This window comes from Silvimonas sp., from assembly GCF_031291215.1.
Lineage (GTDB): Bacteria > Pseudomonadota > Gammaproteobacteria > Burkholderiales > Chitinibacteraceae > Silvimonas > Silvimonas soli.
This window is the reverse complement of sequence record NZ_JARLJK010000064.1, coordinates 281,643-305,850: the sequence shown is the minus strand read 5'-3', so window position 1 is coordinate 305,850 and position 24,208 is coordinate 281,643. Positions and strand designations below refer to the sequence as shown.

The window sequence follows — 24,208 nt, the reverse complement described above, 5'->3', positions numbered from 1 at the left end:
TTTTAGGCATAACGGGAATACGTGCTGTTTGAAACGGGTTCCGTAACATTTTGTGGACGGTGATACAGATCACGCTTTGGTGCATGCCGTAACAAGGGTTGGTCCGCGCGAAAGAGGGTAGGGCGTTATTCGTATATGTACCGCGTAAGGAGAGGCCGATGAAACCCCTGTTATTGATGCTGTTGGTGGCGAACCTGACGGGTTGCGTGGTGGTGCCTGCCGGACCACCACCGCGGGTTGCGTATATCCGTCCAGCTGTGGTGGTCGCCCCCGCGCCCGTTTATGTCGCGCCTGGTCCGTGTTGCTGGCGCCGTTGGTAACGCGCTGTAGCGCTCAAAGGAGAATTGATGATGCGAATATTGATATGTGCTCTGCTGCTGGCCGCGCTTGGCGGCTGCGTAGTAGTTCCGGTGCCGGTGTTTGGCTATGGCCATCACGGTTATGGTTATGGCGGTGGTGGCTGGCGTTAGCCGATCCAGTCGCCATTATTCGTGAATAAAAAAAGCGACCCTGAGGTCGCTTTTTTTCACTGCAATGGCGGCAAGCCAAAGATCAGGCAAACAGTTTTTTGATGTCGTCACCGGCGGAGACTACATATTTCTTGTCGTTCGGCGCGATGGCTTTACCGTCAAAGTATTCCACGCGGTACAGCGTACCAAACGAGAAGCTAGGCGCCGCTTCACCTTGGCCACCGACCACTTCTGCACCACGGCGCACATTGTCGGCCATCCAGCCCGGCAGACGCAGATGGTACGGATTGCGTTCCACTTCGCCCACATGGCAAGCCAGTGCGGTAATCAGGTCGGCGGTGTCTTGCAGATTGGTTTCGATCAACGCGTTGGGTTTATCCATCTGGCGCCAGAATTCGCTGTTGGCCACATGGCAGGCGTGCCCGGCTTTTGCCAGTGCATCCATCGCCAGGTAATGCGTACCGATATGCGCCGAGTGATAGTCGTTGTCGTTCGGGAACACACAAACTGCAGGTTTGTATTCGCTGATCAGTGCAGCGATCACGGCGACCTTTTCTGCCCATTCTGCTGGCACGCCATCACGGGTTTTGGTTGTGACATTGGGCAAGCCACCCGGGATGGTTTCACGCAACTCAAAACCCAGGTAATGGCAGGCGTTGGAGAGTTCTTCCCAGCGCGGCTGCTTGCGTGCGGCATTGGAGCCTTGCGTGACCGCAATGTTGACCACGCGATAACCGGCTTCGCGCAGCAAGCGCAGTGGCAGGGCGCCGATAATGCATTCGTCATCGGGATGCGGTGCAAAGATCATGACCACCGGCGCGTTGGCCGCTGTTTGCGGTTTGGCCGGATTCAGGCCAGTCAGCGAGCTATACAGAGGTGCATCTTTTTTTTGCAGCAAAGCATCATGCGCTTTGACGAGTTCGAGGTAAGCCTGGCTCATTTATTTTTCCATCCTTTGCCGTTTGGTTTCGTTTTGCCTCGTGCTCCTGAGCTGACCTGTGATGCGCCTGAGGCACCTGCAAATCAGTCATGAGCAGCGTAACAGCCTTGAGTATAGGCGTTCCGCCGGGAGCGCTCAAAGTCAATCTGCCCGAGCGAAATGGGCATAATGCTGGTTTTTGATCGATTATTGATAGATGCAGACACTGCGATATTTCCGCCATGCCTTATGGGTCAGCGTTGCCGGGCTGGCGCTGGCGGCCGTGCTCGGCGGCAGCGCGGGCCTGTGGGCCGCCTTCAATCTGGCCCTGCTGGAGACCAGCCTCAGCTTTGATAACGCCGTGGTCAACGCCAGCATCCTGCGCCATTGGGATAAACGCTGGCAGCAACGCTTTTTGCTGTGGGGCATGCTGGTGGCGGTATTTGGCATGCGGGTGCTGTTTCCGCTGCTGATTGTGGCGGTCATCGCGCATGCCGCGCCGTTACCGGGGCCATTCTCCATCTATGAATGGTTGAGCAGCGGCCACTGGCCCGCCAGCGACGTGCTGACCATGGCCATTGTGGCGCCGCAGCGTTATGCCGCCACTTTGCAATCCGCGCACATCGAAGTGATGGCCTTTGGTGGCACCTTTTTGCTGCAGGTGTTCTGGCACTTCTTTTTGAACCAGAACAAGGAAGGCTACTGGTTGCGCCCCATCGAGCACGCCATGCAGCAACTCGGGCGGCTGGAGATGGCAGGTGTGGTGCTGACCTTGCTGGTGTTGCTGGCCATTGCCGCGTTCTTGCCGCAGCCGGAAGCCTACAAGCTGCTGCTGGCGGGGAGTTGGGGGCTGGTGGCGTATACGATAGTCAACGGCATTAGCGCCTTGATGGGGTCGGATGGCAGTGTGGTGCGCGCCAGTTGGGGCGGCTTTTTGTATCTGGAATTGCTGGACGCCTCGTTCTCATTTGATGGCGTGCTGGGTGCCTTTGCACTGACCCGCAATATTTTCCTGATCGCCATTGGCCTCGGGATCGGCGCCATGTTTGTGCGTAGCTTCACGCTGATGCTGGTGGAAAAAGGCACGCTCTCCGAATTGCGCTATCTGGAGCACGGCGCGTTCTGGGCGATTGGCGCGCTGGCTGTGGTGATGTTGCTGGCGCCGGTGCTTGAGGTGCCAGACGCCGCAACGGGCGGGATAGCCGCCGTGTTGATCGTATTGGCTGGGCTGCATTCTTTGCACGCTAACCGGCGGGACCGGCGGCAGAGCCAGTCGGCTGGGTAGAGTGGATTGCTTCGCGAATCCACCCTACGGTCGTGAAGCGGCAACGGCTTGGCGCGTTTGGTTACGGTGACTAGTCGCCCATGCCCCAGCGCCGCAGATAGGTGTCGATGATTTCGATCAATCTGGCGCGGCCGAAACTGGGGTCGTGCCCCGCATGGACCACCTGGATCGGCATGGCTTTCAAGCGGCGCAGCGACTGGGCGTAAACCTCCAGATCCATGCCCGGCCCTTCGTAAACCAATGGCCCGTCGTAGATGAGATCGCCGGAATACAGCGCCCCTGTCGCCTCTTCCCAGATACAGATACTGCCGGGGGAGTGGCCGGGTAACTGGATGATCTCGAAACGCCGGTCGCCCAGGTCAATGGTGTCTTTGTCATGGACGAGATGCGTCGGCACAGCACCGCGCAAACGGTATTGGCGCGGGTCGTAGCCTTCATACGGCATGGCGTCGATGAGCAATTCGTCGAATGGTGGGTAACCCGCTTCGACAAACAGTTTGCTCAGCTGCGGATGGATATCCGCGCAAACCAGTGTCACCACGCCGGACGGATGCGCCATCTGACGTGCCTCGGCAGCGTGCACCCAGCGATGCTCGAATTCGTGGATCGCGCCGATATGATCGATATGCGTGTGCGTTGCCAATGCGATGACTTCCTTGCCGCCGAACAGGTCCGGAAAGCTCGGACGCAACGGCACGATGCCCATGCCGCTATCGATCAGCAAATCTCTTTCACTGCCCCGGATATGCCAGAAATTGGCCTGCTCCAGCGGATGTACATGCGGCTCCCAGAAGCGAGTGACGCCATTTTCCAGATCAAGACGTTCGTACCAGCGCTGTGCGACCGGATACGGTCTGTTTGTGCCCCAGGGCTGACGCGCGGTGCTGAACTCAGATTGTATATTCATGCCGTTTGCTCGATTGCACGATTGCTGTCATCCGCGGTGTGTTTCTCCAGGGCACAAGTCACGTTTTCACCGTTCGCAATCCAGCCGAATAGATGTGCTTCGCTCGCGATGATTTGCAGCGTTGCGTCGTGTAACGCGGGCTCGAAACTCGCGCAGCAATCGGCTAGCGTCAGGCAGAAAAATCCCCGATCTACCGCCTCACGCAAAGTCGAATTCACGCAGCACTGCGTCGTAACGCCCGTTAGCAGCACATGGGTGATGCCCTTGCGGCGGAGCATGTGCTCCAGATCAGTGGCATAAAACGCGCCATATCCGGGTTTGTCGATAATTGGCTCGCCAGGTATGGGCTGCAACTCATCGATAAAGTCATGCCCGAACTCGCCACGTACCAGAAAACGCCCCAAAGGCCCCGGCGCGCCGATTTGCGCGCCAGCCTGCAGTGAGCGTTGCCGCTTGGTCTCGGGCAAGTCCGCCAGGTCGGTACGATGCCCTTCGCGGGTATGGAAAACGCTCACGCCGTGCTCGCGTGCTGCACTCAGCAGGTTTTGCAGACGGGGAATGATGGCGCGCAGCGGGCTCAGGTCGAACCCGCTAACTCCGCTGGCACCTTCCGGTGCCAGGAAGTCGCGCTGCATATCAATCACAATCAAGGCCGTGTGCTGTGGGTCCAAGTCAAAACGTCGACTGTGTTGGCAGGAGATCGGAATCATCTTCGTTCTCTCAATGAGTCTGAATGAAGGACCCATCGACCATCCCGGCGCCCTTGATGGCTTTCGGAATGGTCTTGCGGCTGGTGTAGAACGCCGAGATATTGTCCAGCGTTTGGGCCGAAACGTTGTCGTGCAGCAGCTTGGCGTTGTCGGCCATGTCATAGAGCTTCACGCCCACAAGCATGTCTTTGACTTCACCGGGTTTTACTTCGAGCTTCTTGGCCACGAACGGCATCGCCTCATCCGGATTGGATCTGACAAACGCCGTACCCTTGTTCACCGCCGCCAGAAAAGCCGCAATGGCTTTCGGTTTGGCCTTGATGGTCGCAGGGGTGACGGTCACGACATCCAGAATGAGGTTGGGGATTTGCGAGCTGGAAAACACCACCTTGCCACCACTAGCTACGGCTTGCGAAATCCACGGCTCCCAAGTCACGGCGGCATCCACCTTGCCAGCAATGAAGGCCGCGCCTGCGCTGTCCGGGTCCATGTTCAGGCTTTTGATGTCGCCGGGCTTCATGCCTGCTTTTTCAAGACCTTTCAGCAACAGCAACTCGTTGACCTCGCCTTGGGTGACGGCGACGGTCTTGCCCTTGAGATCGGCAAAGCTGCCCATGGACTTCTTCGACACAACAGCGTCGGCACCGTTGGAAGTATCCGTCGCAAAAATAATCTTCAGATCAGCGCCGCTTCTGGCATTCGCGAGGACCACGTTGTCAGCAGTCGTTAACGCCAGATCAATATGTCCGGCCACCAGCGGTGGAATGGCATCACTTGGTCCCTTGAACGGCACGAACTCGACATCAAGGCCAGCCTCTTTAAAAAAGCCCTTTTCCTGTGCGACGAAAACGCCGGCAGAGCCGACCCAATTGTTGTAACCGATTTTCAGTTTTTCGGCGGCTTGCGTCAGCGGGCTGGCGAGCCCGACAGCCAGTAACACTGCCACGCCCAACAAAGATTTCCGGCTTGGCACCACTGCTTTGGATAGAGCCTTGCTGACTTTTCGCATGAATAACTCCAACTCGTTTATGTTGCCGCTGGACGACTGTCGCGCGGGGATGAATTTGTAAGCTCATCCTATGCAGCGCTCAACGGACGTTCAATAACGAAGGATCAATGTTGACATCGGCTGGAGCGAAGTGAGTCTGGCGCGGATTATCGTGGGGGTCCGCAGCGGGTGTGTCCAACTTGGCGAGCACACTGTCCACGCATTGCAAAAAACTCGCCAATGAACGGGACGGCGCAGACTGATGTGTCCGGGTCACCAGAGAAAAATCCGAATGGCGAGTGCATTGCCCGGGCAGCAAGGCGACCATGTCGCCGCGATCAATCCAGTGTTGCGCATAGTGCTCCGGCAAAAAGCCGATGTACGCGCCACTCTGGATCAGCAGCGCTGCCGCCTCGATATTCGTGACCGTGGCAAAGATAGTGTCCGCGTCGGTATCCAGCGGGACCAGCTCCTGCGTACCCAGAAAAGTCCGGATGACTTTGCGCGCGCGACTGATCTCGCTGGTCAGGGCCGATCCTTGAGGCAGGGCGGCCAGCGGATGAGTGCGATGGCAGACCAGCACATCACGCTCCTGGTAAAGCGGCTTGTAGGTCAGGCCCGAAAGCGGGCTGCAGAAAATGCCGAATGCCACATCAATGCGGTTGTCGAGCAGCTGCGTTTCCAGCTCTTGCGGCGCCATTACCTGCAATGAGATACGGACCGCGTTGTTTGGTTTGCGTGCGAACTCTGCCAGCACCCGGCTGACCGGGCAGGCCGGATCAGTAATGATGCTGTCGATAATGCCGATACGCAGATGTCCGCAAAGCCCGCCTTTCAACTCTTCTGCCTGTAACTGAAACTGCTGCAGCGACTGGAAGAGCTGGACCACTTGCCGGTACATCTGGTCGCCCTGTTCCGTCAGTCGAAAGCCGCTGCGCCCGCGATGACACAGCGTGAAGCCAAGGCGCGTTTCCAGTTGTGACATCTGCGTGCTGATGGTCGACTGGCTGATATTGAGCAAGGCCTGCGCATTCGAAAAACCACCTGCCTCGACCACCGCACGAAAAACCCGCAGCAAACGAAGATCAATGTCACTGACGACCACGGCATTCTCCTGAGTTCAAGTGCAGCATCGGCAAGACCATTTATCGCAATTCCAGGCGAAGCCTTTGGCTTGGGCGCGGCCTCTGGTGATCAATGACCTTCTCGAAGCTGCGGAATATTTCGCCCCAGCCAGGACGGACTACACGTTGGCGGCACGCTCAAAGCCCTGCGCGCGTGATGACTTTTCAGCCATCACAACGGCTTGGACGAATCGGGCGGTGACGGGACAGATTGGCGGAGAAATTAATCACCATGCGTGCAACGGCAGGGCGGGTTTGGCCCAGATTAAGCATGATGAGAATGCGTGGCGTGGCAACCAGGAAGGCCAAGCCACGCCACGGCCCCGATCAAGCGTTGATCAATGCTTCCACTTCCGCCATCGTCGGCGCATACGCGCCGTGCTGACGGCACACGGTTGCGGCTGCGGCTGCGGCGTAATTCAGATGCGTTTCCAGCGGCGCATCCGGATTGTTCAACAGGCTGGCAATCCAGCCGCCCATGCTGGCATCACCGGCGCCGACAGTATCGGCCACTTCTACTTTGTATACGCCACGACTGACTTCGCCCTGTGGCGTAATCAGCGTCATGCCGTCACCACCGCGAGTCAGCAACACCCAGGCCTTTGGCGCCCATTGCCGCAAGACGCCCAGCGCGCCCGCCAGCGTTTCACCGGGGAACAGATGTTCCAGATCTTCATCGGACACCTTGATGTAATCGGCCAGTTCGCTCATGCGCTGCAAGGTGGCGCGATACGCCGGGTCTTGCATCAGGTTGCGGTAGTTGGGATCAAAGCAGATGCGCTTGCCAGCGGCCTTGATGCGTTCGGCAATCTGCACCAGCTTGGCTGCCAGCGGCTGGCGGACCAGACTGATACAACCAAAGTGGGCGATCTCCAGATCATCCACCCAGCCTTGCGGCAGTTGGTCGACGTCAAAATGCTGGTCGGCGCTGTCATTGCCGATAAAGAAATACTGCGGCGGAGTTTTGGACGGCACCATGGCCAGCAGCGGCGGGCGCGCCACTTGCTGCATAAAGCGCATGTCCAGCCCGGCTTCACGCGCCAGACGCGTCAAGTCGTCGCCAAAATTATCGGTGCTGACCGCGCCCGCGTAAGCGGTGGCCAGACTCAGACGCGCCGAAACGCGTGCCACATTCCAGCATGAGCCACCCGGCACCGCGCGCCAGAGTCCGTCACCTTCAAAGATAAAGTCGGTGAGCGCTTCACCAAATACGACGAATTTCGGATTCATTGCCAGTCTTTCCAGTCAGATCGAGTCGAGGGCTGCCAAGCCAGTCATTGGCCCGCACGCATTATTGCGCATTATCCGCGCCAGACCGGGCGAGTGGTGATCGGGTTTACACCGTAGCGCCAGGGCTAGGGGATTGCTGGCTGAGAGGCAGGGCGGGAGTAACCAGTGCTTCAAACGTTTCGGCGGTGATGGGGCGGCTCAGCAAATAACCCTGCACCGAGTCAATGCCGGCCAGCTTCAAAAACGCCAGTTGCTCGGCGGTTTCCACGCCTTCGGCCAGCACCGCCATACCCAGCGTTTTGCCCAGACCGATAATCGCCAGCACGATGGCCTCATCGTTGGGATCGGTGGTCAGGTCGCGCACAAAGCTTTGGTCAACCTTGAGTTTGTCGAAGGCAAAACGCTTGAGGTAAGACAGACTGGAGTAGCCGGTACCAAAATCATCAATCGACAGTTTTACGCCGAGTTTTTTCAGCCGGTGCAGCACCAGCGTTACTTGTTCGCCTTCTTGCATGATGACGGACTCGGTGATCTCCAGTTCCAGATACTGCGCATCCAGACCAGAATCGGCCAAGGCCTCGGCGACGATCTCGGGCAGATTGGGCTGGTGCAATTGCAGCGGCGACAGATTCACGGCAATGGTCATGGGCGCAAGTCCCGCCGCTTGCCATTTCCCGGCCTGACGGCAGGCGGTCTGCAAGACCCAGGTGCCGATGGCGACAATCATGCGCGAATCTTCGGCAATGGGAATAAACCGCGACGGCGGAATCAAACCTTGTTCGGGGTGCTGCCAGCGGATCAACGCCTCGGCACCAATAATGCGATTGCCCGGCACACTCACCTGCGGCTGGTAATGCAGTACGAATTCCTGATTGGTCAGCGCCAGGCGCATGCTGGTTTCCAGTTGCAGTCGCTCGGACGCGCGCGCGTTCAGGTCGGCGGTAAAAAACTGGAAGTTGTTGCGACCGCTGGCTTTGGCCTGATACATCGCCACGTCGGCGTTGCGAATCAGCGTATCAGGATGCTCATTGTCGTCCGGATAAATACTGATGCCGATTGAAGTCGACGTTGCAAAGCTGCCCACTTCCAGCTCGAACGGCTCGGCAAATACCGCCAGGATATGCGATGCCACATCCGCTGCCTGCACCATGCTCTGGATTTCGGTGAGCACCACCACGAACTCGTCGCCACCCAGGCGCGCCAGAATGTCGGATTTGCGCACTGCTCCACGCAGACGTTGCGCAACCTGTTTGAGCACCTCATCACCTGCCGCGTGACCGAGCGAGTCGTTGACGGTTTTAAAGCGGTCCAGATCCAGAAACAGCACCGCCAAGGCGTGACCACGGCGCTCGGCGCTGGCAATGGATAAACGCAGTTCGTCACGCAGCAAGTTGCGATTGGCCAGCCGGGTAACCGGGTCAAAATTGGCCAGTTCAGTAATGCGGTCTTGTGCCTGTTTGCGTTCGGTAATGTCGGTGACAGTGCCGATCAGGCGCGTCGGGCGGCCATCGTTCTCGACTTCAACCAGCCGGCCACGGCACTGGAACCAGTGAAACTGACCGTGCCGCGTGCGCCGGCGATACTCAATGGTGAATTGCGCGGCGGCACCGGTGTAATAACTGCGCAGCGCGTTGAGCACTTCATCGCGGTCATCCGCGTGGAGTTGGTTTTTCCATTTCTCGAAAGTTTCGGTCATCTCACCGGGTTCATAGCCCAGCAACCGGTCGTACTCGGGACTGGTTACGGCGGGCGTGCGGCTTTCCAGTGGCATGTCAAACAGGCCAGTGCTGGATGCCTCCAGAGCCAGCCGCAATTGCTGCTCGCTGCGCACAATGGCTTCTTGCGCCAGGTGACGTTCCGAGATGTCACGCGCTACCGCGCAGTTGTATTCCTCGCCGTTGTAAACGATGTAATTGGAATACACCTCAACCGGAAACGACTTGCCGTCACGGGTTCTCAGCATGCTTTCATCAACCAGATGCTTGCGCAGCTGCAGCCGGTTCCAGAACCTGGGCCAGGTATCGCTGCGAAAGTTCGGGTTCAGATCGCGCAAACGCATGGCACAGAGTGCTTGCTCGGTATAACCCAGACGCTGGCAGGCAATGGCGTTGGCATAACAGACACGGCCGTCCCGATCCAGCCAGAGCGCCATGTCGGCACCGCGTTCTACCGCTGCTTTGGTGAGATAAAGATCAGATTCGGCTTTCTCGAGCCGTTTGAGCTGGCGCAGCACGTACACCAGCAGCAGGCCGCCGGCCAGGATCATCAACAGCACGATGCCGGCATTTATGACAATTGAGCGTTTCCAGGTGACCAGGACGCTCGTGCGATTCACGCCGACTGCAACGCCCAGCGGCCATCCCTGGATCCGGCGCCAGCCAAAGATGCGGGTTTGTTGGTCGACCTCGCTGGTTTCGGTGGCAACGCCAGCGGTGCCATGGCTGAACACGCTGTCAAAAAAATGCATGAAAGAGATATCGCGACCGATTTCGTCGTCTGCGCGCGGGTAACGCAACAGCAGAATGCCATCGTCGCGAAACAGGCGAATTGTCAGCTGGTTGCTGCGGTCGATAGATTCATAAAACCGGTAGAAGTAGCCTGGGCTTAAGCCTGCAACCAAGACACCCAGGGTGCCGCCGTGTTGGTCACTAATATTGGCAGCAACCGGAATGATGCTTGCATCGCTGGCCGGGTCGCTTTGCTGTTCACCCACGTACCAGGGCAGATTGGGTTGGGCGCTGGCGACGCGGAAATACCGGGTTTGCGCGAGATTCCGATCCGGTAAGGGGCCGTCAGTGGAGGAGGCGAGCAAATCGCCATTGGCGCTGATGACAGAGTAACTGCTGACCTGGGTAAAGCGGCTGGCCGTTTTCTTGAGAATCTCGTGCAGACAGTCGCGATCCGTGCTGGTCAGGCAAGCTCGCAATTTTTCATCATTGCGCAAGGTGTAGAGCGATTCGACCGAGGCGTCGAGAGTGCGCCCCACGTGCTCGTCCAGCGAACGTGCCAGCGTCAGCATCTGCTGTTCGGCGGCGGCAACACGATCCAGGTAGCTGCGATAAATCGACCAGGCAATGACGCCAAGTGCAAATAGCAAAACCAGCAGAAACAGTGAAATCAGGATCTTGCGGATCTGGCTAAAAGAGTGACCCGCATCCTGCTCTTGCGAAGACCGGGGCTGCTGCACCATTGCTACTCTCAAAAATATGGATGCTCATTTTTGAGTAAAGCAGCGGCCTTGGCAACGCGGCGTCGGGCAGAAGAGACACTTCGTACCCGGCAACCGCTTTTCGTCAGCCTGGCTCGACAAATCCTGCTGTCAGCGGGAGATCACCGCTTGCAGGTTATGGTCGCCGGTGAGGCGTTCGGCGGCAGCCAGCGCGGCCTGGCGATCCGGGTATGGCCCCAGACGCACGCGGTGGATATTGCCGCTGGACTGGATGCCCAGTTTGGCGGCATCGCCTTCCAGATCACGCGCCCAATGGTCACGGAAATTCTCGGCGTTTCCCAATGAACTGAATGCGCCGAGCTGCAGATATACTCCGGCGGCTGAAACCGTCACCGGGACGGGTTCCGGTTTTTCTGCAACGACCGGCGCAGCGGGCAGCGGCTGGCTGGTGGTTGTGGCACCTGCATCAGCCAGCGGGGTGGTTACAACTGCGGCGGGGGCTGTAGCCAGTTGCGGCGTATCGGTGGGAATCGGCTGGCCGGGCGCCAGGCTTTCCACCACCACGTCGGTGCTACCGTTCATGGCATAACCCAGACGGCAGGCGGCGAGGAAGGATAAATCCATCACCCGGCCTTTCTTGAACGGACCACGATCATTGACTCGCACAATGACGCTGCGGCCATTTTTGGTGTTGGTGACCCGCGCATAGCTCGGAATCGGCAGAATCGGTGAGGCCGCCGTCATGGTGTACATGTCATAAACCTCGCCGCTGGAGGTTTTCTGCCCATGGAACTTGCGGCCATACCACGATGCCGTGCCTTGTTGTTTCAGGCTGCCAGGGCTCTTGAGCGGAGTAAAACTCTGGCCCAATACCGTGTACGGATTATTGGCGAAGCGATTGAGTGGCTCCCAGCGCGGGACGGGTTCTGGCACCAGGTCGATCCACGGTGGCAAAGTGTCGTGCGGACCGTCATCCAGATAAAACCCGCCGCTGCCTTGGGCTCCGGCGGTATACGCGCAATGATACGGAGAGGGAGTGCCGGAGAGCTGTGCGGGCGGTGCTTCGCCAGACGGGGTGGCAGGTGCGGTGGGAGCGGGTTTGCGCGGAGCGCTACCGCAGGCCACCAGCAAGACGGCGCCGCCGCAAACGGCAGCGCGCTTGAACCATTTCTTCACATTTTCTCCCGTACCCAACGCAGGGTTTGTACGCTCAGCGACGCATGCACAGGTGCGAACGCGGTGAGCTCACGCACCTACACTTTCATCAATTTACGATCTTTGCCCACGCTCATCAGAATACCGAAGGCGGCCATTAGCGACACCATGGAAGTGCCGCCATACGACACCAGCGGCAGCGGCACGCCCACCACCGGCAGAATGCCGGACACCATGCCCATATTGACGAAGGCATAGGTGAAAAAGGTCAGGGTCAGCGAACCGGCCAGCAAGCGGCCAAACAGGGTAGAGGCATTGTTGGCAATGGTCAGACCACGGCCGATCAGCATGAGATACAGCAACACCAATACGATATTGCCGGCCAGACCGAACTCTTCGCCAAACACGGCAAAAATAAAGTCGGTGGTGCGCTCTGGAATGAAATCCAGGTGAGTCTGCGTGCCGTTAAGCCAGCCCTTGCCAAACATGCCACCCGAGCCAATGGCAATGGTGCCCTGAATAATGTGATAACCCGCACCCAGCGGATCCTGCATTGGATCGAGCATGGTGGCGACGCGCTGGCATTGGTATTCGCGCAGGATATGAATACATAACGGCCAGTGAGTGACCACATAGGCCAGACCGCCGCCCGCCATGACCATCACGCCAATCAGCTTCCACGACAAACCGGCAAAGAACAGCACATAAAAACCGGCAGCGGCTATCAGCAAACTGGTGCCCAAGTCGGGCTGTTTCATGATGAGCCCGACGGGCAGCACGATCATCAACGCGGCCGAGATAAAGTGCTTCCAGTTCAGATGCGCTTCAAATTGATGGAAATACCAGGCCAGCATCAGCGGCAGCGCCATCTTCATCAATTCGGACGGCTGGATCTTGGTCACGCCGATGTTCAGCCAGCGTTTGGCGCCGTGGCTGGATGAGCCAAACAGCGCCACGGCAATCAGCAGCAACACGCCAAATACATACATGGGTAAAGCCAGTCGCATCAGTACTTGCAGTGGCATGCTGGCCAGCACCCACATCACACACAGAGCCACACCCAGAAAGGTGAACTTGTCGCTGATCTTGTCCATGTCCTGGTTGGATGCCGAATACAGCACGATGGTGGACAGCAAGAACACCAGAAAGGTAAACAGCAGCAGCCACGGATCAATAGGGCGGATAAAGCGCCGGAAATATTCCTTAATCACTGTCGCTGCTCTCCACTTCCGATGCCGCCTGCGTTGGCTGTTTGCCAGTTAGATAGTAATCGAGTACCTGACGGGCGATAGGTGCCGCTGCAGCCGCGCCCCAACCCCCGTTTTCGACCAGCACGGCCAGCGCAATCTTGGGGTCTTCGGCCGGGGCGTAAGCAATAAACCAGGCATGGTCACGCAAGTGGGCCTTGGTGCCGCTCTCAGAATATTTGCCGCCTTTCAAACTATAAACCTGCGCCGTACCGGTTTTACCGGCCGCGGTGTATTGCGCGCCAGCAAAGGCCTTGGCGCCGGTCCCTTCCTTGATCACGCCTTCCATCGCGTGTTTGACCACATCGACGTTGGCTTGCTTCCACGGCAGGATTTTTTCCGGCTTGGGCTCAACCTGGGTGCGCGCACCGTTGGTGCCATCCACAATAAACTGGACCAGGTGCGGGTGGTACATCACACCCGAGTTGGCAATCGTGGCGGTCGCATGCGCCATTTGCAGCGGCGTATAGGCGTTGTAGCCCTGACCAATACCAATCGAGATCGTTTCACCGGCATACCATTTCTGGGTAGCCGGAGTGCGAAAGCGCTTGCGCTTCCACTCTTGCGACGGCAACACGCCGCCGACTTCACCATTGATATCAATACCGGTCGGGCTGCCGAAATCCATGCTGCCCATGAACTTGGAAATGGCATCAATGCCCATCACGTTGGCCAGCGAGTAGTAATACACGTCGCATGACACCACGATGGAGCGATACATATCCACAATACCGTGGCCGCCGACTTTATCGTCGCGGAACGAGTGACCGCCAAAGCTGAACGCCCCGGTATCGTTGATGGTGGCGTTGGCCGAGCGATAACCGCCTTCCAGCGCGCCTAGCGCCATAAACGGTTTGAATGTGGAGCCTGGAGGATAGGTGCCGCGCAACGCCCGGTTGTTGAGTGGTTTGTCCGGACTGGTATTCAGATCATTCCAGCTTTGCGGGTCAATGCCATCCACAAACAGGTTGGGATCAAATCCCGGCTTGGACACAAACGCCAGCACACCACCGGTTTTGGGGTCGATGGCGACCAGTGCGCCCTTGCGATCACCAAACGCATCTTCAGCAATCTGCTGCAGTTTGATATCGACCGACAGCACCAGGTTCTTGCCCGGCGTTGGCGCGGTACGCTTGAGCGTGCGAATCGCCCGGCCACCGGCATCAATCTCGACTTCTTCAAAGCCGGTGGTGCCGTGTAGTTCTTGTTCGTAACTTTGCTCGATGCCGACCTTGCCGATGTGATCGGTGCCGCGATAGTTGGGCAAGTCGCCCGCGTCATCCAGGTCTTGTACATCGGCATCGTTGATCCGGCCAATGTAACCAATCAGATGCGATGCGACCTCGCCCAGCGGGTACTGGCGGAACAACCGCGCTTTGACTTCAACGCCGGGGAACTGATAACTGTTGGCGGCGAACTTGGCGACTTCTACATCGTTGAGCCGGGTCTTGATCGGCAACGACTCAAAATCCTTGGTATCTTCCATCAGCTTTTTGAAGCGACGGCGATCCTTGGGCGTGATGTCGATGATTTTCGAGAGACGGTTAATGCAGTCATCCAGCGGGCCGACTTTGGATGGGGTGATTTCCAGCGTGTACGCCGAGAAATTGTGCGCAAGTATCACGCCATTGCGGTCATAGATAATGCCGCGCGGCGGCACGATTGGCACCAGCGAAATCCGGTTCTGCTCGGCCAGCGTTTGGTAGCGGGCATGTTGCATCACTTGCAGCCAGGAAAACCGCGCTACCAGAATGCCGAACAGGACCAGGACAAACAGTGCCGCTGCGGCAAGGCGAAGCTGGAACGCATAACGCTCCGCCAGTTGATTCTTAAGCTCGCTACGACGACTCATATCGATTCAGACTTGGGCTTGCGTTGGTACATCATCAGGATGTTGGAGAGCGGAGTCCATAGCAGCGCGGACAACACGCTACCGGCAAAATAGCCCCAGCCAACAAACGGGCTGCCCAAAGCCAGACGGATCAAGATCATCAGCAGTTGCGACAGCCACAAAAAGCCCAGCGCCACAAAAGCCTGCTGCCAGAACGGGAAGATATTCAGCTGACGCTGGCGGGCCAGCGTCAGGTACGAAATCACCACATAGGCAAAGGCGTGTTGACCCAAAACGTTGCCATCGCCCACATCCATTAGAATGCCCAGCACAAAAGCCCAGGCAATGCCGACACGGCGCGGCTGGTTGAGCGACCAGTACACGATAAACAGCGCAACAAAATCAGGCGTGAAGTTGGCCAGACCCACCTGCCACGGCAGCAGATTGATAATCAGTGCGAACAAGAAGGTAAAGGCAATCAGCGTGCCACGCACCGGGCGCAGCAATTGGCGCGAGACTGGCATCAGCGACCCCGTTTCTTTTTAGGTTCCGGCACGACGGGCGCTTCCGGGTAGGGGGGGAGCTTGCGGGTGGTATTGAGCACCAGCAAGAAGCGATGCTGATCAACCTGCGCCAGCGGCGCGCAAGTGATGTGGGCAAAGGCACTGCTGGCAGAACGGTCGACTTTCACCACTTTGGCGACCGGCAAACCGGCTGGATAGATGCCGTCAATGCCGGAGGTCACCAGCGTATCGCCGTTCTGGATATCCACATTCGGGGCCATATTGCGTACTTCCAGCGGCTGGTTGCGGCCCATGCCATAAACCACCGTGCGCAGCTGGTTGCGCTCGACCATCACCGGGATCATCTGGTCGCGATCACTGATCAGGCGTACTTCAGACGTCAGTGGCTGGACGCGAATGATCTGGCCGATGACGCCGACGGTATCAATCACTGCCTGACCGGGCTCGATGCCCGAAGCATCGCCGCGATCCACAATCAGCCGCGCAGTAAACGGGTCACGACCGTTGTAGAGAATCTCGACCAGTTGCGACGGCGAGCCAAACGACGACTGGCGCTCGGTCAGCTGCCGCAAACGGATGTTTTCAGCTTCCAGCGCATGCATCTTCATGGCCTGCGCCTGGGCCACCAGTTGAGCGTCGTTCAGCTTGCGGTTTTCGGCCAGCAATTCGGCCTGACGACTCAAAAAGTTGCTGGCGTTACGCGCTGCTTCAAACGGCGCGGTGGCCGCCCATTGCAGCGGATAAAGCACCACAGAAACTTCTTCGCGCACTCGTCCCAGCATCTGGAAACGAGCATCGGCCACCACGAGGCCGAGCGATAACACTGAAAATATCAAAAGCCGCGTCAGCGGCTTTGGGCCTTGCTTGAAAAAGGCTGGTTGAGTTGCTTGCATCGTGTCGCCGTTGCGACGAGAACCAGCAAACGGGCTGCATTGTTAACTGGCAGCCCGCTGCTTTTCCCGGAAAATCGAACAATAGACCAACGACTATTACCGTCGATCAGTCGTTGGTGAAGATCACCACGCCGCCCTTGTCGAGCTTTTCCAGTGCCTTGCCGGAACCACGCACCACGCAGGTGAGCGGGTCTTCGGCAACGATAACCGGCAGGCCGGTTTCTTCCATCAGCAAACGATCCAGATCGCGCAGCAATGCGCCGCCGCCGGTCAGTACCATGCCCTTTTCGGCAATGTCGGCACCCAGTTCAGGCGGGGTTTGTTCCAGCGCTTGCTTCACGGCAGAAACGATCTGGTTCAGCGGTTCGGTCAGCGCTTCCAGAATTTCGTTGGAAGAGATGGTGAACGAGCGCGGAATACCTTCAGCCAGATTGCGGCCTTTGACTTCCATCTCGCGTACTTCGGCGCCCGGGAAGGCTGAACCGATGCGCTTCTTGATTTCTTCCGCAGTGGTTTCACCAATCAGCATGCCGTAGTTGCGACGGATGTAATTGATGATCGACTCGTCAAACTTGTCGCCGCCGACGCGCACGCTGGATGCATAAACGATGCCGCCCAGCGAGATCACGCCCACTTCGGTCGTACCGCCGCCGATATCCACCACCATCGAACCGGTAGCTTCTTCAACTGGCAGATCAGCACCGATAGCGGCAGCCATCGGTTCTTCAATCAGTTCAACCTTGCGTGCGCCAGCACCCAGCGCCGATTCACGAATGGCGCGGCGTTCTACCTGGGTAGAACCACACGGCACGCAAATCACGATGCGCGGAGGGCTGGAGAACAGACGGCTCGGGTTCACTTTTTTGATGAACTGCTTGAGCATTTGTTCGGTGATGGTGAAGTCGGCAATCACGCCGTCTTTCATCGGGCGGATGGCGGTAATGCTGCCCGGTGTACGGCCCAGCATTTTTTTGGCTTCTGCACCAACGGCGAGAATGGTCTTCTTGCCGGACGGGCCGCCTTCTTGCTGAATGGCAACCACAGAGGGTTCGTCGAGCACAATGCCCTTGCCTTGCATGTAAATCAGGGTGTTGGCAGTGCCCAGGTCAATGGCAATATCGTTGGCAAAATAGCCGGAGAGGAGGCCAAACATCGTGTGCTCTCAATCTAAAATCGGGTTCTATCGGAAAAGGTACCTGTGACACTCACAGGCAGCCGCGAATTTTGTTATGCGAATCCGGCACTTGTCACCGGCAAAAGTTCCGGCTTGGGGTATGCGGAAAAGCAAGATGTATAAGGCTCACTGGCTTGTTCTATGCCACTGTCAAGTGGCGTCTTCTTGTAGCCTGCGCGCTTCGGTGAATCAAGGCCGGTATGATACCCTATTGCGTTGATGTTAATGAAGGCTAATACCATGTCCCTTTCGCTAGACGACGTAAGGCGCATCGCGCGGCTGGCGCGCGTGGCCGTGACCGACGACGAGGCGGTGGCTACGCAGACGCAGCTTAACCGTATCCTCGGACTAATCGAAGAGATGCGCGCCATAGATACCAGCGGCATTGAGCCCATGGCTCATGCCCAGGATGTGCATTTGCGCCTGCGTGAAGATGTGGCGACCGCCGCTAACCGCCGCGAGGCCTTCCAGTCCATAGCTCCTGCAGTTGAAAACGGCTTGTATCTGGTGCCAAAGGTGCTCGAATGAGCATCTCTCGCGTAGCGCAACATTTCAACGAAGCCGCCGAAGTCCTCGCCAAAGTCTGTGCTGACGAGGCCTTGCTGGCGTCTATCGATGCCGCGGGCGACTTGCTGGTGCAAACATTCAAGGCCGGTGGCAAGGCGATTTCTTGCGGCAATGGCGGCTCGCACTGCGACGCCATGCACTTTGCCGAAGAACTGTCTGGCCGCTATCGCGGTGATCGCCCGGCTTTGCCCGCGATGGCCGTGTCTGACCCTTCGCACATTACCTGCGTGGCCAACGATTACGGCTTTAACGAGATTTTTGCCCGCTACGTAGCGGCATTTGGTCAGAAAGGCGATCTGCTGGTTGGCATTACCACCAGCGGTAACTCGGCCAATATCATCCGCGCCGTAGAAGAAGCGAAATCTCGCGGCATGAAAGTGCTGCTGCTGATGGGCAAGGATGGCGGGAAACTCAAAGGCGTGGCCGATGTAGAAATCATCGTGCCGCACTTTGGCTATGCAGACCGCATCCAGGAAATCCATATCAAAGTCATCCACACCCTGATCGACCTTGTTGAATGTGGCATGGGCTACGTTGACGAGAAAGCTTGATTAGAAGGTTTAGACCATGTTTGAAAAAAGTATCAAGCAACTGGCTGCCTCGCTGGTGGCCGGCGAATTTTCTGCCGTTGAATTGGCAGGTGAATACCTCAAGCGCGCCAAGGCTTATAACGGCGAGCTCAATGCCTTCATCACGCTCGATGAAGACAAAACCCTGGCACAGGCCAAAGCGGCTGATGCCACGCGCGCTGCCGGTAATGCCGGTTTGCTGACCGGTATTCCGCTGGCACACAAAGATATCTTCTGCCAGGAAGGCTGGCTGACCACTTGCGGCTCGAAAATGCTGGAGAACTTTGTGTCTCCGTATTCCGCCCACGTGGTCGAACTGTGTGAGAAAGCTGGTCTGGTGACGCTGGGTCGCACCAATATGGATGAGTTCGCCATGGGCTCTTCTAACGAAAACAGCTTTTTTGGCGCGGTGAAAAACCCGTGGGACAAACTGGCTGTGCCTGGTGGTTCGTCCGGTGGCTCGGCTGCTGCGGTTGCCGCACGGCTGGCGCCGATTGCTACCGCGACCGATACCGGTGGCTCCATTCGCCAACCGGCGGCGTTCTGCGGCGTAACCGGTATCAAGCCGACTTACGGTGTGGTTAGCCGCTTTGGCATGGTGGCGTTTGCCTCCTCGCTGGATCAAGGCGGCCCTATCGGCAAATCGGCAGAGGACTGCGCGCTGCTGCTGAACGTGATGTCCGGCTTTGACGAGCGCGACGCCACCAGCCTGGATCGCCCGAAAGAAGACTACGCTCGCGAACTGAACCAGCCATTGGCCGGTTTGAAGATTGGCCTGCCCAAAGAATACTTTGCCGAAGGGCTGGCTGCAGATGTCGCCGGTGCTATTGACGCCGCCATTGCTGAATACAAAAAGCTGGGCGCAACCATCGTCGAGATTTCGCTGCCGAACACGCGCATGGCGATCCCGGCGTATTACGTGATCGCTCCGGCTGAGGCATCGAGCAACCTGAGTCGCTTTGATGGCGTGCGTTACGGTCACCGTGCGGCGCAGTATGACGGCCTGACCGAAATGTACGAAAAGAGCCGTGCCGAAGGTTTTGGCTGGGAAGTCAAACGCCGGATTCTGACTGGCGCTTATGTGCTCAGCCACGGTTATTACGATGCTTACTACCTGCAAGCGCAGAAAATTCGCCGCTTGCTGGCGGACGACTTCCAGCGTGGCCTGACGCAATGCGATGTGATCGCCGCGCCAGTCGCACCAACTGCAGCGTGGAATCTGGGTGAAAAGTCGGATGATCCCGTCGCCATGTATCTGGCCGATATCTACACATTGGGCGTGAACCTGGCGGGTTTGCCCGGCATTAGCCACCCGGTGGGTTTTGCGGCCAATGGTCGCCCGATTGGCATGCAGCTGATTGGCAACTATTTTGCTGAAGCCAAACTGTTGAATGCCGCGCATCAGTATCAACAAGTCACCGACTGGCACACCAAGGCTCCGGCGCTGTAAATGACAACGCAGATCGCCTTGCTTGAAGGCATTACGCAAAGCGCCTGGCCCGCCATTTCGACCGAACTGTTCGATGGCTGGCTGCTACGTTTTGCTGATGGTTATACCAAGCGGGCGAATTCGGTGACGCCGTTATATGAAGGCGTGCTGGCTGAGCCGGAAAAGCTGGCGTATTGCGAGCAACGGTTTGCGGCTGCGGGCTTGCCCAGCATCTTCAAGCTGACCGCGCAAAACGCCGTACTGGATGCCACGCTGGCTGAACGCGGCTACGAGCAGATTGATATTTCCAGCGTGCAAATCGCTGATCTGCGCGAAGTAGATTGCCGCGTCGATCAGGCGGTAACACTGTGGCGTCAGCCAGAAGTGGTGTGGATGGATGCATTTACCCACATCAACGGTTTGACCGCCGCGCAGCGGGCGATTGCCGAACGGATGCTGGCGCTGTACGCCGCACCGACCACCTTTGCAGCACTGGTCGAAAACGGTCAGATCGTGGCTTGCGGGTTTGCCGTGCGCCAGCATGTTTACATGTTGATGTTTGATATCTGCACCGACCCGGCGCAGCGCGGCCAAGGTTATGGCCGCCGTCTGGTGGCTTCATTACTGGCTTGGGGCATCGAAACCGGCGCCACGCATGGCTTGTTGCAGGTGGTTGCTGCCAACGCCGCTGCCGTGAAGCTGTACGCAGGTTTTGGCTATGTCGAGCAATATCGTTACTGGTACCGCCAACGCGCGGCCAGAGCTTAAACAAGAGAGACTGACCATGAAATGGGAAGTAGTAATCGGGCTGGAAATCCATACCCAGCTCACCACGAAATCCAAGATTTTCTCGCCCGCCAGCACCGCATTTGGCGCGGCGCCGAACACCCAGACGGCAGTGGTCGATATCGCATTGCCCGGTGCATTGCCGGTGATGAACAAGGCAGTGGTCGAGAAAGCCATCCAGTTTGGCCTGGCCATTGGCGCCAAGGTCAACCGCCGCTCGGTGTTTGCCCGCAAAAACTACTTTTATCCTGATCTGCCCAAGGGCTACCAGATCAGCCAGTTTGAACTGCCGGTGGTTGAAGGCGGCCAGATCACCATTAACGTGGATGGCGTCGACAAGGTCATTAATCTGACGCGTGCCCACCTGGAAGAAGACGCCGGGAAGTCGGTGCATGAAGACTTCCAAGGCCAGAGCGGTATCGATTTGAATCGTGCTGGTACGCCGTTGCTGGAAATCGTCTCCGAGCCAGAAATGCGCTCCGCCGCTGAAGCCGTGGCCTATGCCAAAGCGCTGTACAGCCTGGTGACGTGGATCGGCATTTGCGACGGCAATATGCAGGAAGGCAGTTTTCGTTGTGACGTGAACGTGTCCGTGCGTCCGCAAGGCCAGAAAGAATTTGGCACTCGCCGCGAGATCAAGAACCTGAACAGCTTCAAGTTCATTGAGCAAGCTGTGAAAGCCGAAGTGCAATGGCAGATTGAAACCATTGAAGATGGCGGCAAAATCCAGCAAGCCACCGTGCTGTTCGACCCGGACACCGGCGAAACCCGCATGATGCGTAGCAAGGAAGACGCGCACGATTACCGTTACTTCCCCGATCCGGATCTGCCGCCGTTGGTGATTTCGGAAGAGTGGATCGAACGCGTGCGTAGCGAATTGCCAGAACTGCCGGAAGCCATGCAGGCACGCTTCTCGCAGCAGTACGGCATTTCCGCCTATGACGCCGGCACGCTCACCGCTAGCAAAGACCTGGCCGCATTCTTTGAAGCGACCGTTGCTGCCGGTGCCGATGCCAAGCTGGCGGCCAACTGGCTGATGGGTGATATCTCCGCCACGCTGAACCGCGAAGAGAAAGACATCAGCCAGTCACCGGTGAACCCGCAAGCGCTGGCGGCGTTGATCAAGCGCGTTTCGGATAGCACCATCAACAACAAAACCGCCAAAGACGTGCTCAAGAAGATGTGGGAAACCGGTGATGCCGCCGACACCATCATCGAGCGCGATGGTCTGAAGCAGGAAACCGACACCGGCGCGCTGGAAGCGATTGTCGATGAAGTCATCGCCAACAACGCCAAGTCGGTGGAAGAGTTCAAGTCCGGCAAAGAGAAAGCCCTGAACGCGCTGGTTGGCCAATGCATGAAGGCCAGCAAGGGCAAGGGTAATCCGGGCGTATTGACTGAATTGCTGAAGAAAAAACTGGCTTGAGGTTATTGGTCAGGTGGAAATAAAAAAACGCAGGCTTGCCTGCGTTTTTCTTTTGGTGGACTTGATTATTTGAGAGTTGTTCTCATTTGAATGAGATAACCTCCCAGGAATCCAGCCATGCGCTCGCATCAATATCGCGTCACCCTCGAACATATTGCACCATCCAAACCGGGTGAGCCGGTGCATGAAACGCCGCTATCGTTCGCGGCCACCAATCATGATGACTTGTTTGCCATTATCGAGCGGATTCAGGGCAAGCAGGCCTTTGACGCAGATACCTCGGCCTCATTGGCGCTGGGTTTAAAGCTGCTGGGTGAAGTGATGTTGCTGAACCGCGATCATCCTTTGTTTGAAGACATCAAAGGCCCGTATCGCGATTTCATCGGCAAAATCAAAGCTCTGTAGCCAGCGCGCACAGTCTTTTGAAACAAAAAGCCCGGATGATTTTTCCGGGCTTTTTGTTGACGGGCTTATCGTAACGAGCCGTTTGTTTCAGGCGTGAGCGGAATAAACCAGCTTGCCCTTCACCAGGGTGTACATCACCTTCCCACGCATTTCATAACCGGTGAACGGCGTGTTCTTGCCCTGGCTTTTGAGGACGTCTGGCGTGACGCGCCATGTCGCTTGCGGGTCGACCAGTGCCAGATCGGCGCGGCAGCCTGCGGTGAGTCCGGCGGTAAAGCCGAGCATGCTGGCCGGAGCGCTGGTGATTTTGGTCAGTGCCATGGTTAGTGGTACGTGTGCTTTTTCGGCCCAGGCCAGGGTCAAGGGCAGCAGCAATTCCAGCCCGGTCGCGCCGGGTTCGGCTTCGGCAAAGGGTAGCAGTTTGGCATCTTCGTCGACCGGGCTGTGATCGGAGCAGATCACATCAATGGTGCCATCGAACAAACCGGTCTGGATCGCTTCACGGTCGCGGATGCTGCGTAGCGGCGGGTTGAAGCGGTAGTTGCTGTCAAAGTAGCCAATATCGATATCGGCCAGATGCACGTGGTTGATCGAGACATCGCAAGTCAGTGGCAGACCTTCACGCTTGGCGGCGCGCACCATGGCCAGACCGGCGGCGCTGGAAACGCGGCAGAGATGCACCTTGGCACCGGTCGCGCGCATCAGTTCCTGGATGGTGGCAATGGCGACGGTCTCGGCGATGACCGGAATGCCGGTTAGCCCGAGGCGGGAGGCATATTCGCCATCGTGCGCCACGCCATTACCCGCCAGCGTGGCATCTTGCGCCCGCAAGCGCAGGCCGATGTTAAAGGTGGCGGCGTATTGCATGGCGCGGTACAGCACTTGCAAGTCGCCAATCGGATGATCGCCTTGCGAGAAAGCCACGCAACCGGCGTCGCGTAGCTCGGCCATTTCGGTCAGGTCTTTGCCTGCAAGAGCACGGGTGAGGGCGCCGACCGGGTACAGGCGGGCCAGATCAAGATGACGCGCGCGTTGGCGCAGCATGGTCACCAAGCCAGGTTCGTCCAGTGGCGGATCGGTATCGGGCGGGCAGACGATGCTGGTCACGCCGCCAGCGACGGCGGCAGCCATTTCTGATGCCAGTGTGGCGCGGTATTCAAAGCCCGGTTCACGCAAGCGAGCGGCCAGATCAACCAGGCCGGGCATCACCATCAGGCCAGTGGCATCGATGGTTTCGTCCGCAGTAAAGCCCGCCGGGGCGGCGCCAACCGCGATGATGCTGCCGTCAGCCAGGAACAGATCAGCGATTTTGTCGGTGCCGTGTGCAGGGTCTACCAGGCGGCCATTACGGATTGCGATTTTTTTCATTGTTTTTCCTTAGCTTTATCCGGTGTTGCGGC

Annotated in this window: 23 protein-coding genes; 9 read left to right on the top strand and 14 right to left on the bottom strand. The window is 57.8% G+C overall.

The window, feature by feature from the left end:
• Positions 1–158: 158 nt before the first annotated feature.
• Both P4L78_RS07600 and P4L78_RS07595 read left to right on the top strand, forming a co-directional pair.
• Complete coding sequence (locus tag P4L78_RS07600) at positions 159–320, top strand: hypothetical protein (RefSeq protein WP_283150707.1); 162 nt, start codon at positions 159–161, stop codon at positions 318–320.
• A gap of 27 nt (positions 321–347) precedes the next feature.
• The gene (locus tag P4L78_RS07595; protein WP_283150706.1) at positions 348–470 is read left to right on the top strand and encodes a hypothetical protein; all 123 of its coding nucleotides are present in this window, start codon (positions 348–350) and stop codon (positions 468–470) included.
• A gap of 82 nt (positions 471–552) precedes the next feature.
• Here P4L78_RS07595 and P4L78_RS07590 read toward each other — a convergent pair whose 3' ends face one another.
• Positions 553–1,410, bottom strand: a complete 858-nt coding sequence (locus P4L78_RS07590; RefSeq protein WP_309327463.1) for a PIG-L family deacetylase — start codon at positions 1,408–1,410, stop codon at positions 553–555.
• A 196-nt stretch (positions 1,411–1,606) separates the two neighbouring features.
• Here P4L78_RS07590 and P4L78_RS07585 point away from each other — a divergent pair, with 196 nt between their 5' ends.
• Positions 1,607–2,674, top strand: coding sequence for a DUF475 domain-containing protein (locus tag P4L78_RS07585; RefSeq protein WP_309327462.1), 1,068 nt, complete (start codon positions 1,607–1,609; stop codon positions 2,672–2,674).
• 70 nt (positions 2,675–2,744) lie between these two features.
• On the opposite strand, the gene P4L78_RS07580 is transcribed toward P4L78_RS07585, so the two are convergent.
• The 12 genes from P4L78_RS07580 to P4L78_RS07525 form a co-directional block, all read right to left on the bottom strand.
• A complete protein-coding gene (locus P4L78_RS07580) occupies positions 2,745–3,581 on the bottom strand; it encodes an MBL fold metallo-hydrolase (RefSeq protein ID WP_309327461.1) in 837 nt (278 codons plus the stop codon).
• On the bottom strand, positions 3,578–4,225 hold the full coding sequence (locus P4L78_RS07575; RefSeq protein WP_309327487.1) for an isochorismatase family cysteine hydrolase: 648 nt from the start codon (positions 4,223–4,225) through the stop codon (positions 3,578–3,580). The genes P4L78_RS07580 and P4L78_RS07575 overlap by 4 nt, the downstream gene beginning before the upstream one ends.
• Before the next feature lie 76 nt (positions 4,226–4,301).
• Positions 4,302–5,300, bottom strand: a complete 999-nt coding sequence (locus P4L78_RS07570) for an aliphatic sulfonate ABC transporter substrate-binding protein (protein WP_309327460.1) — start codon at positions 5,298–5,300, stop codon at positions 4,302–4,304.
• Positions 5,301–5,379: 79 nt separating this feature from the next.
• Complete coding sequence (locus P4L78_RS07565; protein WP_283150700.1) at positions 5,380–6,384, bottom strand: LysR family transcriptional regulator; 1,005 nt, start codon at positions 6,382–6,384, stop codon at positions 5,380–5,382.
• A 346-nt stretch (positions 6,385–6,730) separates the two neighbouring features.
• A complete protein-coding gene (locus P4L78_RS07560; protein WP_309327459.1) occupies positions 6,731–7,633 on the bottom strand; it encodes a carbohydrate kinase in 903 nt (300 codons plus the stop codon).
• Positions 7,634–7,739: 106 nt separating this feature from the next.
• Positions 7,740–10,823, bottom strand: a complete 3,084-nt coding sequence (locus P4L78_RS07555; protein ID WP_309327458.1) for an EAL domain-containing protein — start codon at positions 10,821–10,823, stop codon at positions 7,740–7,742.
• Positions 10,824–10,952: 129 nt separating this feature from the next.
• The gene (locus P4L78_RS07550) at positions 10,953–11,978 is read right to left on the bottom strand and encodes a septal ring lytic transglycosylase RlpA family protein (protein ID WP_309327457.1); all 1,026 of its coding nucleotides are present in this window, start codon (positions 11,976–11,978) and stop codon (positions 10,953–10,955) included.
• A 77-nt stretch (positions 11,979–12,055) separates the two neighbouring features.
• Positions 12,056–13,168 carry a rod shape-determining protein RodA gene (gene rodA / locus P4L78_RS07545; RefSeq protein ID WP_283150696.1) on the bottom strand — a complete coding sequence of 371 codons (1,113 nt, stop codon included), beginning with the start codon at positions 13,166–13,168 and terminating at the stop codon, positions 12,056–12,058.
• The gene (gene mrdA / locus P4L78_RS07540; protein ID WP_309327456.1) at positions 13,161–15,056 is read right to left on the bottom strand and encodes a penicillin-binding protein 2; all 1,896 of its coding nucleotides are present in this window, start codon (positions 15,054–15,056) and stop codon (positions 13,161–13,163) included. The genes rodA and mrdA overlap by 8 nt, the downstream gene beginning before the upstream one ends.
• Positions 15,053–15,559 carry a rod shape-determining protein MreD gene (gene mreD, locus P4L78_RS07535; protein WP_283150694.1) on the bottom strand — a complete coding sequence of 169 codons (507 nt, stop codon included), beginning with the start codon at positions 15,557–15,559 and terminating at the stop codon, positions 15,053–15,055. The genes mrdA and mreD overlap by 4 nt, the downstream gene beginning before the upstream one ends.
• Complete coding sequence (gene mreC, locus P4L78_RS07530) at positions 15,559–16,452, bottom strand: rod shape-determining protein MreC (RefSeq protein ID WP_309327455.1); 894 nt, start codon at positions 16,450–16,452, stop codon at positions 15,559–15,561. Before mreC ends, mreD begins: the two co-directional genes overlap by 1 nt.
• Before the next feature lie 106 nt (positions 16,453–16,558).
• Entirely contained in the window at positions 16,559–17,605 is a 1,047-nt protein-coding gene (locus P4L78_RS07525; protein WP_184100051.1) for a rod shape-determining protein, read from the bottom strand.
• A gap of 261 nt (positions 17,606–17,866) precedes the next feature.
• Between P4L78_RS07525 and gatC the strand changes: the two genes are divergently transcribed.
• From gatC to P4L78_RS07495, 6 genes are all read left to right on the top strand, one after another.
• Complete coding sequence (gene gatC / locus P4L78_RS07520; protein WP_283150692.1) at positions 17,867–18,154, top strand: Asp-tRNA(Asn)/Glu-tRNA(Gln) amidotransferase subunit GatC; 288 nt, start codon at positions 17,867–17,869, stop codon at positions 18,152–18,154.
• Positions 18,151–18,744 carry a D-sedoheptulose 7-phosphate isomerase gene (gene lpcA / locus P4L78_RS07515; RefSeq protein ID WP_309327454.1) on the top strand — a complete coding sequence of 198 codons (594 nt, stop codon included), beginning with the start codon at positions 18,151–18,153 and terminating at the stop codon, positions 18,742–18,744. The genes gatC and lpcA overlap by 4 nt, the downstream gene beginning before the upstream one ends.
• 16 nt (positions 18,745–18,760) lie before the next feature.
• Positions 18,761–20,212 (top strand): Asp-tRNA(Asn)/Glu-tRNA(Gln) amidotransferase subunit GatA, encoded by a 1,452-nt coding sequence (gatA, locus tag P4L78_RS07510; RefSeq protein WP_309327453.1) that lies wholly within the window; start codon positions 18,761–18,763, stop codon positions 20,210–20,212.
• Positions 20,213–20,959, top strand: a complete 747-nt coding sequence (locus P4L78_RS07505; protein WP_309327452.1) for a GNAT family N-acetyltransferase — start codon at positions 20,213–20,215, stop codon at positions 20,957–20,959.
• A 16-nt stretch (positions 20,960–20,975) separates the two neighbouring features.
• On the top strand, positions 20,976–22,403 hold the full coding sequence (gatB, locus tag P4L78_RS07500) for an Asp-tRNA(Asn)/Glu-tRNA(Gln) amidotransferase subunit GatB (RefSeq protein ID WP_309327486.1): 1,428 nt from the start codon (positions 20,976–20,978) through the stop codon (positions 22,401–22,403).
• Positions 22,404–22,520: 117 nt separating this feature from the next.
• Positions 22,521–22,808, top strand: coding sequence for a DUF3861 domain-containing protein (locus P4L78_RS07495; RefSeq protein ID WP_283150687.1), 288 nt, complete (start codon positions 22,521–22,523; stop codon positions 22,806–22,808).
• Positions 22,809–22,895: 87 nt separating this feature from the next.
• Here the strand turns inward: P4L78_RS07495 and P4L78_RS07490 are convergent, their stop codons facing one another.
• Positions 22,896–24,176 (bottom strand): dihydroorotase, encoded by a 1,281-nt coding sequence (locus tag P4L78_RS07490; RefSeq protein WP_309327451.1) that lies wholly within the window; start codon positions 24,174–24,176, stop codon positions 22,896–22,898.
• Between the last annotated feature and the right edge of the window lie 32 nt (positions 24,177–24,208).

Excerpts from the sequence above, each read along its gene's own strand:
- mreC (WP_309327455.1), bottom strand. The coding sequence starts at position 16,452 with ATGCAAGCAACTCAACCAGCCTTTTTCAAGCAAGGCCCAAAGCCGCTG.
- P4L78_RS07525 (WP_184100051.1), bottom strand. The coding sequence starts at position 17,605 with ATGTTTGGCCTCCTCTCCGGCTATTTTGCCAACGATATTGCCATTGAC.
- lpcA (WP_309327454.1), top strand. The coding sequence starts at position 18,151 with ATGAGCATCTCTCGCGTAGCGCAACATTTCAACGAAGCCGCCGAAGTC.
- P4L78_RS07585 (WP_309327462.1), top strand. The coding sequence starts at position 1,607 with ATGCAGACACTGCGATATTTCCGCCATGCCTTATGGGTCAGCGTTGCC.
- mrdA (WP_309327456.1), bottom strand. The coding sequence starts at position 15,056 with ATGAGTCGTCGTAGCGAGCTTAAGAATCAACTGGCGGAGCGTTATGCG.
- gatA (WP_309327453.1), top strand. The coding sequence starts at position 18,761 with ATGTTTGAAAAAAGTATCAAGCAACTGGCTGCCTCGCTGGTGGCCGGC.
- P4L78_RS07580 (WP_309327461.1), bottom strand. The coding sequence starts at position 3,581 with ATGAATATACAATCTGAGTTCAGCACCGCGCGTCAGCCCTGGGGCACA.
- P4L78_RS07490 (WP_309327451.1), bottom strand. The coding sequence starts at position 24,176 with ATGAAAAAAATCGCAATCCGTAATGGCCGCCTGGTAGACCCTGCACAC.
- P4L78_RS07590 (WP_309327463.1), bottom strand. The coding sequence starts at position 1,410 with ATGAGCCAGGCTTACCTCGAACTCGTCAAAGCGCATGATGCTTTGCTG.
- gatB (WP_309327486.1), top strand. The coding sequence starts at position 20,976 with ATGAAATGGGAAGTAGTAATCGGGCTGGAAATCCATACCCAGCTCACC.
- P4L78_RS07555 (WP_309327458.1), bottom strand. The coding sequence starts at position 10,823 with ATGGTGCAGCAGCCCCGGTCTTCGCAAGAGCAGGATGCGGGTCACTCT.
- P4L78_RS07560 (WP_309327459.1), bottom strand. The coding sequence starts at position 7,633 with ATGAATCCGAAATTCGTCGTATTTGGTGAAGCGCTCACCGACTTTATC.
- mreD (WP_283150694.1), bottom strand. The coding sequence starts at position 15,559 with ATGCCAGTCTCGCGCCAATTGCTGCGCCCGGTGCGTGGCACGCTGATT.
- P4L78_RS07505 (WP_309327452.1), top strand. The coding sequence starts at position 20,213 with ATGACAACGCAGATCGCCTTGCTTGAAGGCATTACGCAAAGCGCCTGG.
- P4L78_RS07570 (WP_309327460.1), bottom strand. The coding sequence starts at position 5,300 with ATGCGAAAAGTCAGCAAGGCTCTATCCAAAGCAGTGGTGCCAAGCCGG.
- P4L78_RS07495 (WP_283150687.1), top strand. The coding sequence starts at position 22,521 with ATGCGCTCGCATCAATATCGCGTCACCCTCGAACATATTGCACCATCC.
- gatC (WP_283150692.1), top strand. The coding sequence starts at position 17,867 with ATGTCCCTTTCGCTAGACGACGTAAGGCGCATCGCGCGGCTGGCGCGC.
- P4L78_RS07600 (WP_283150707.1), top strand. The coding sequence starts at position 159 with ATGAAACCCCTGTTATTGATGCTGTTGGTGGCGAACCTGACGGGTTGC.
- P4L78_RS07595 (WP_283150706.1), top strand. The coding sequence starts at position 348 with ATGATGCGAATATTGATATGTGCTCTGCTGCTGGCCGCGCTTGGCGGC.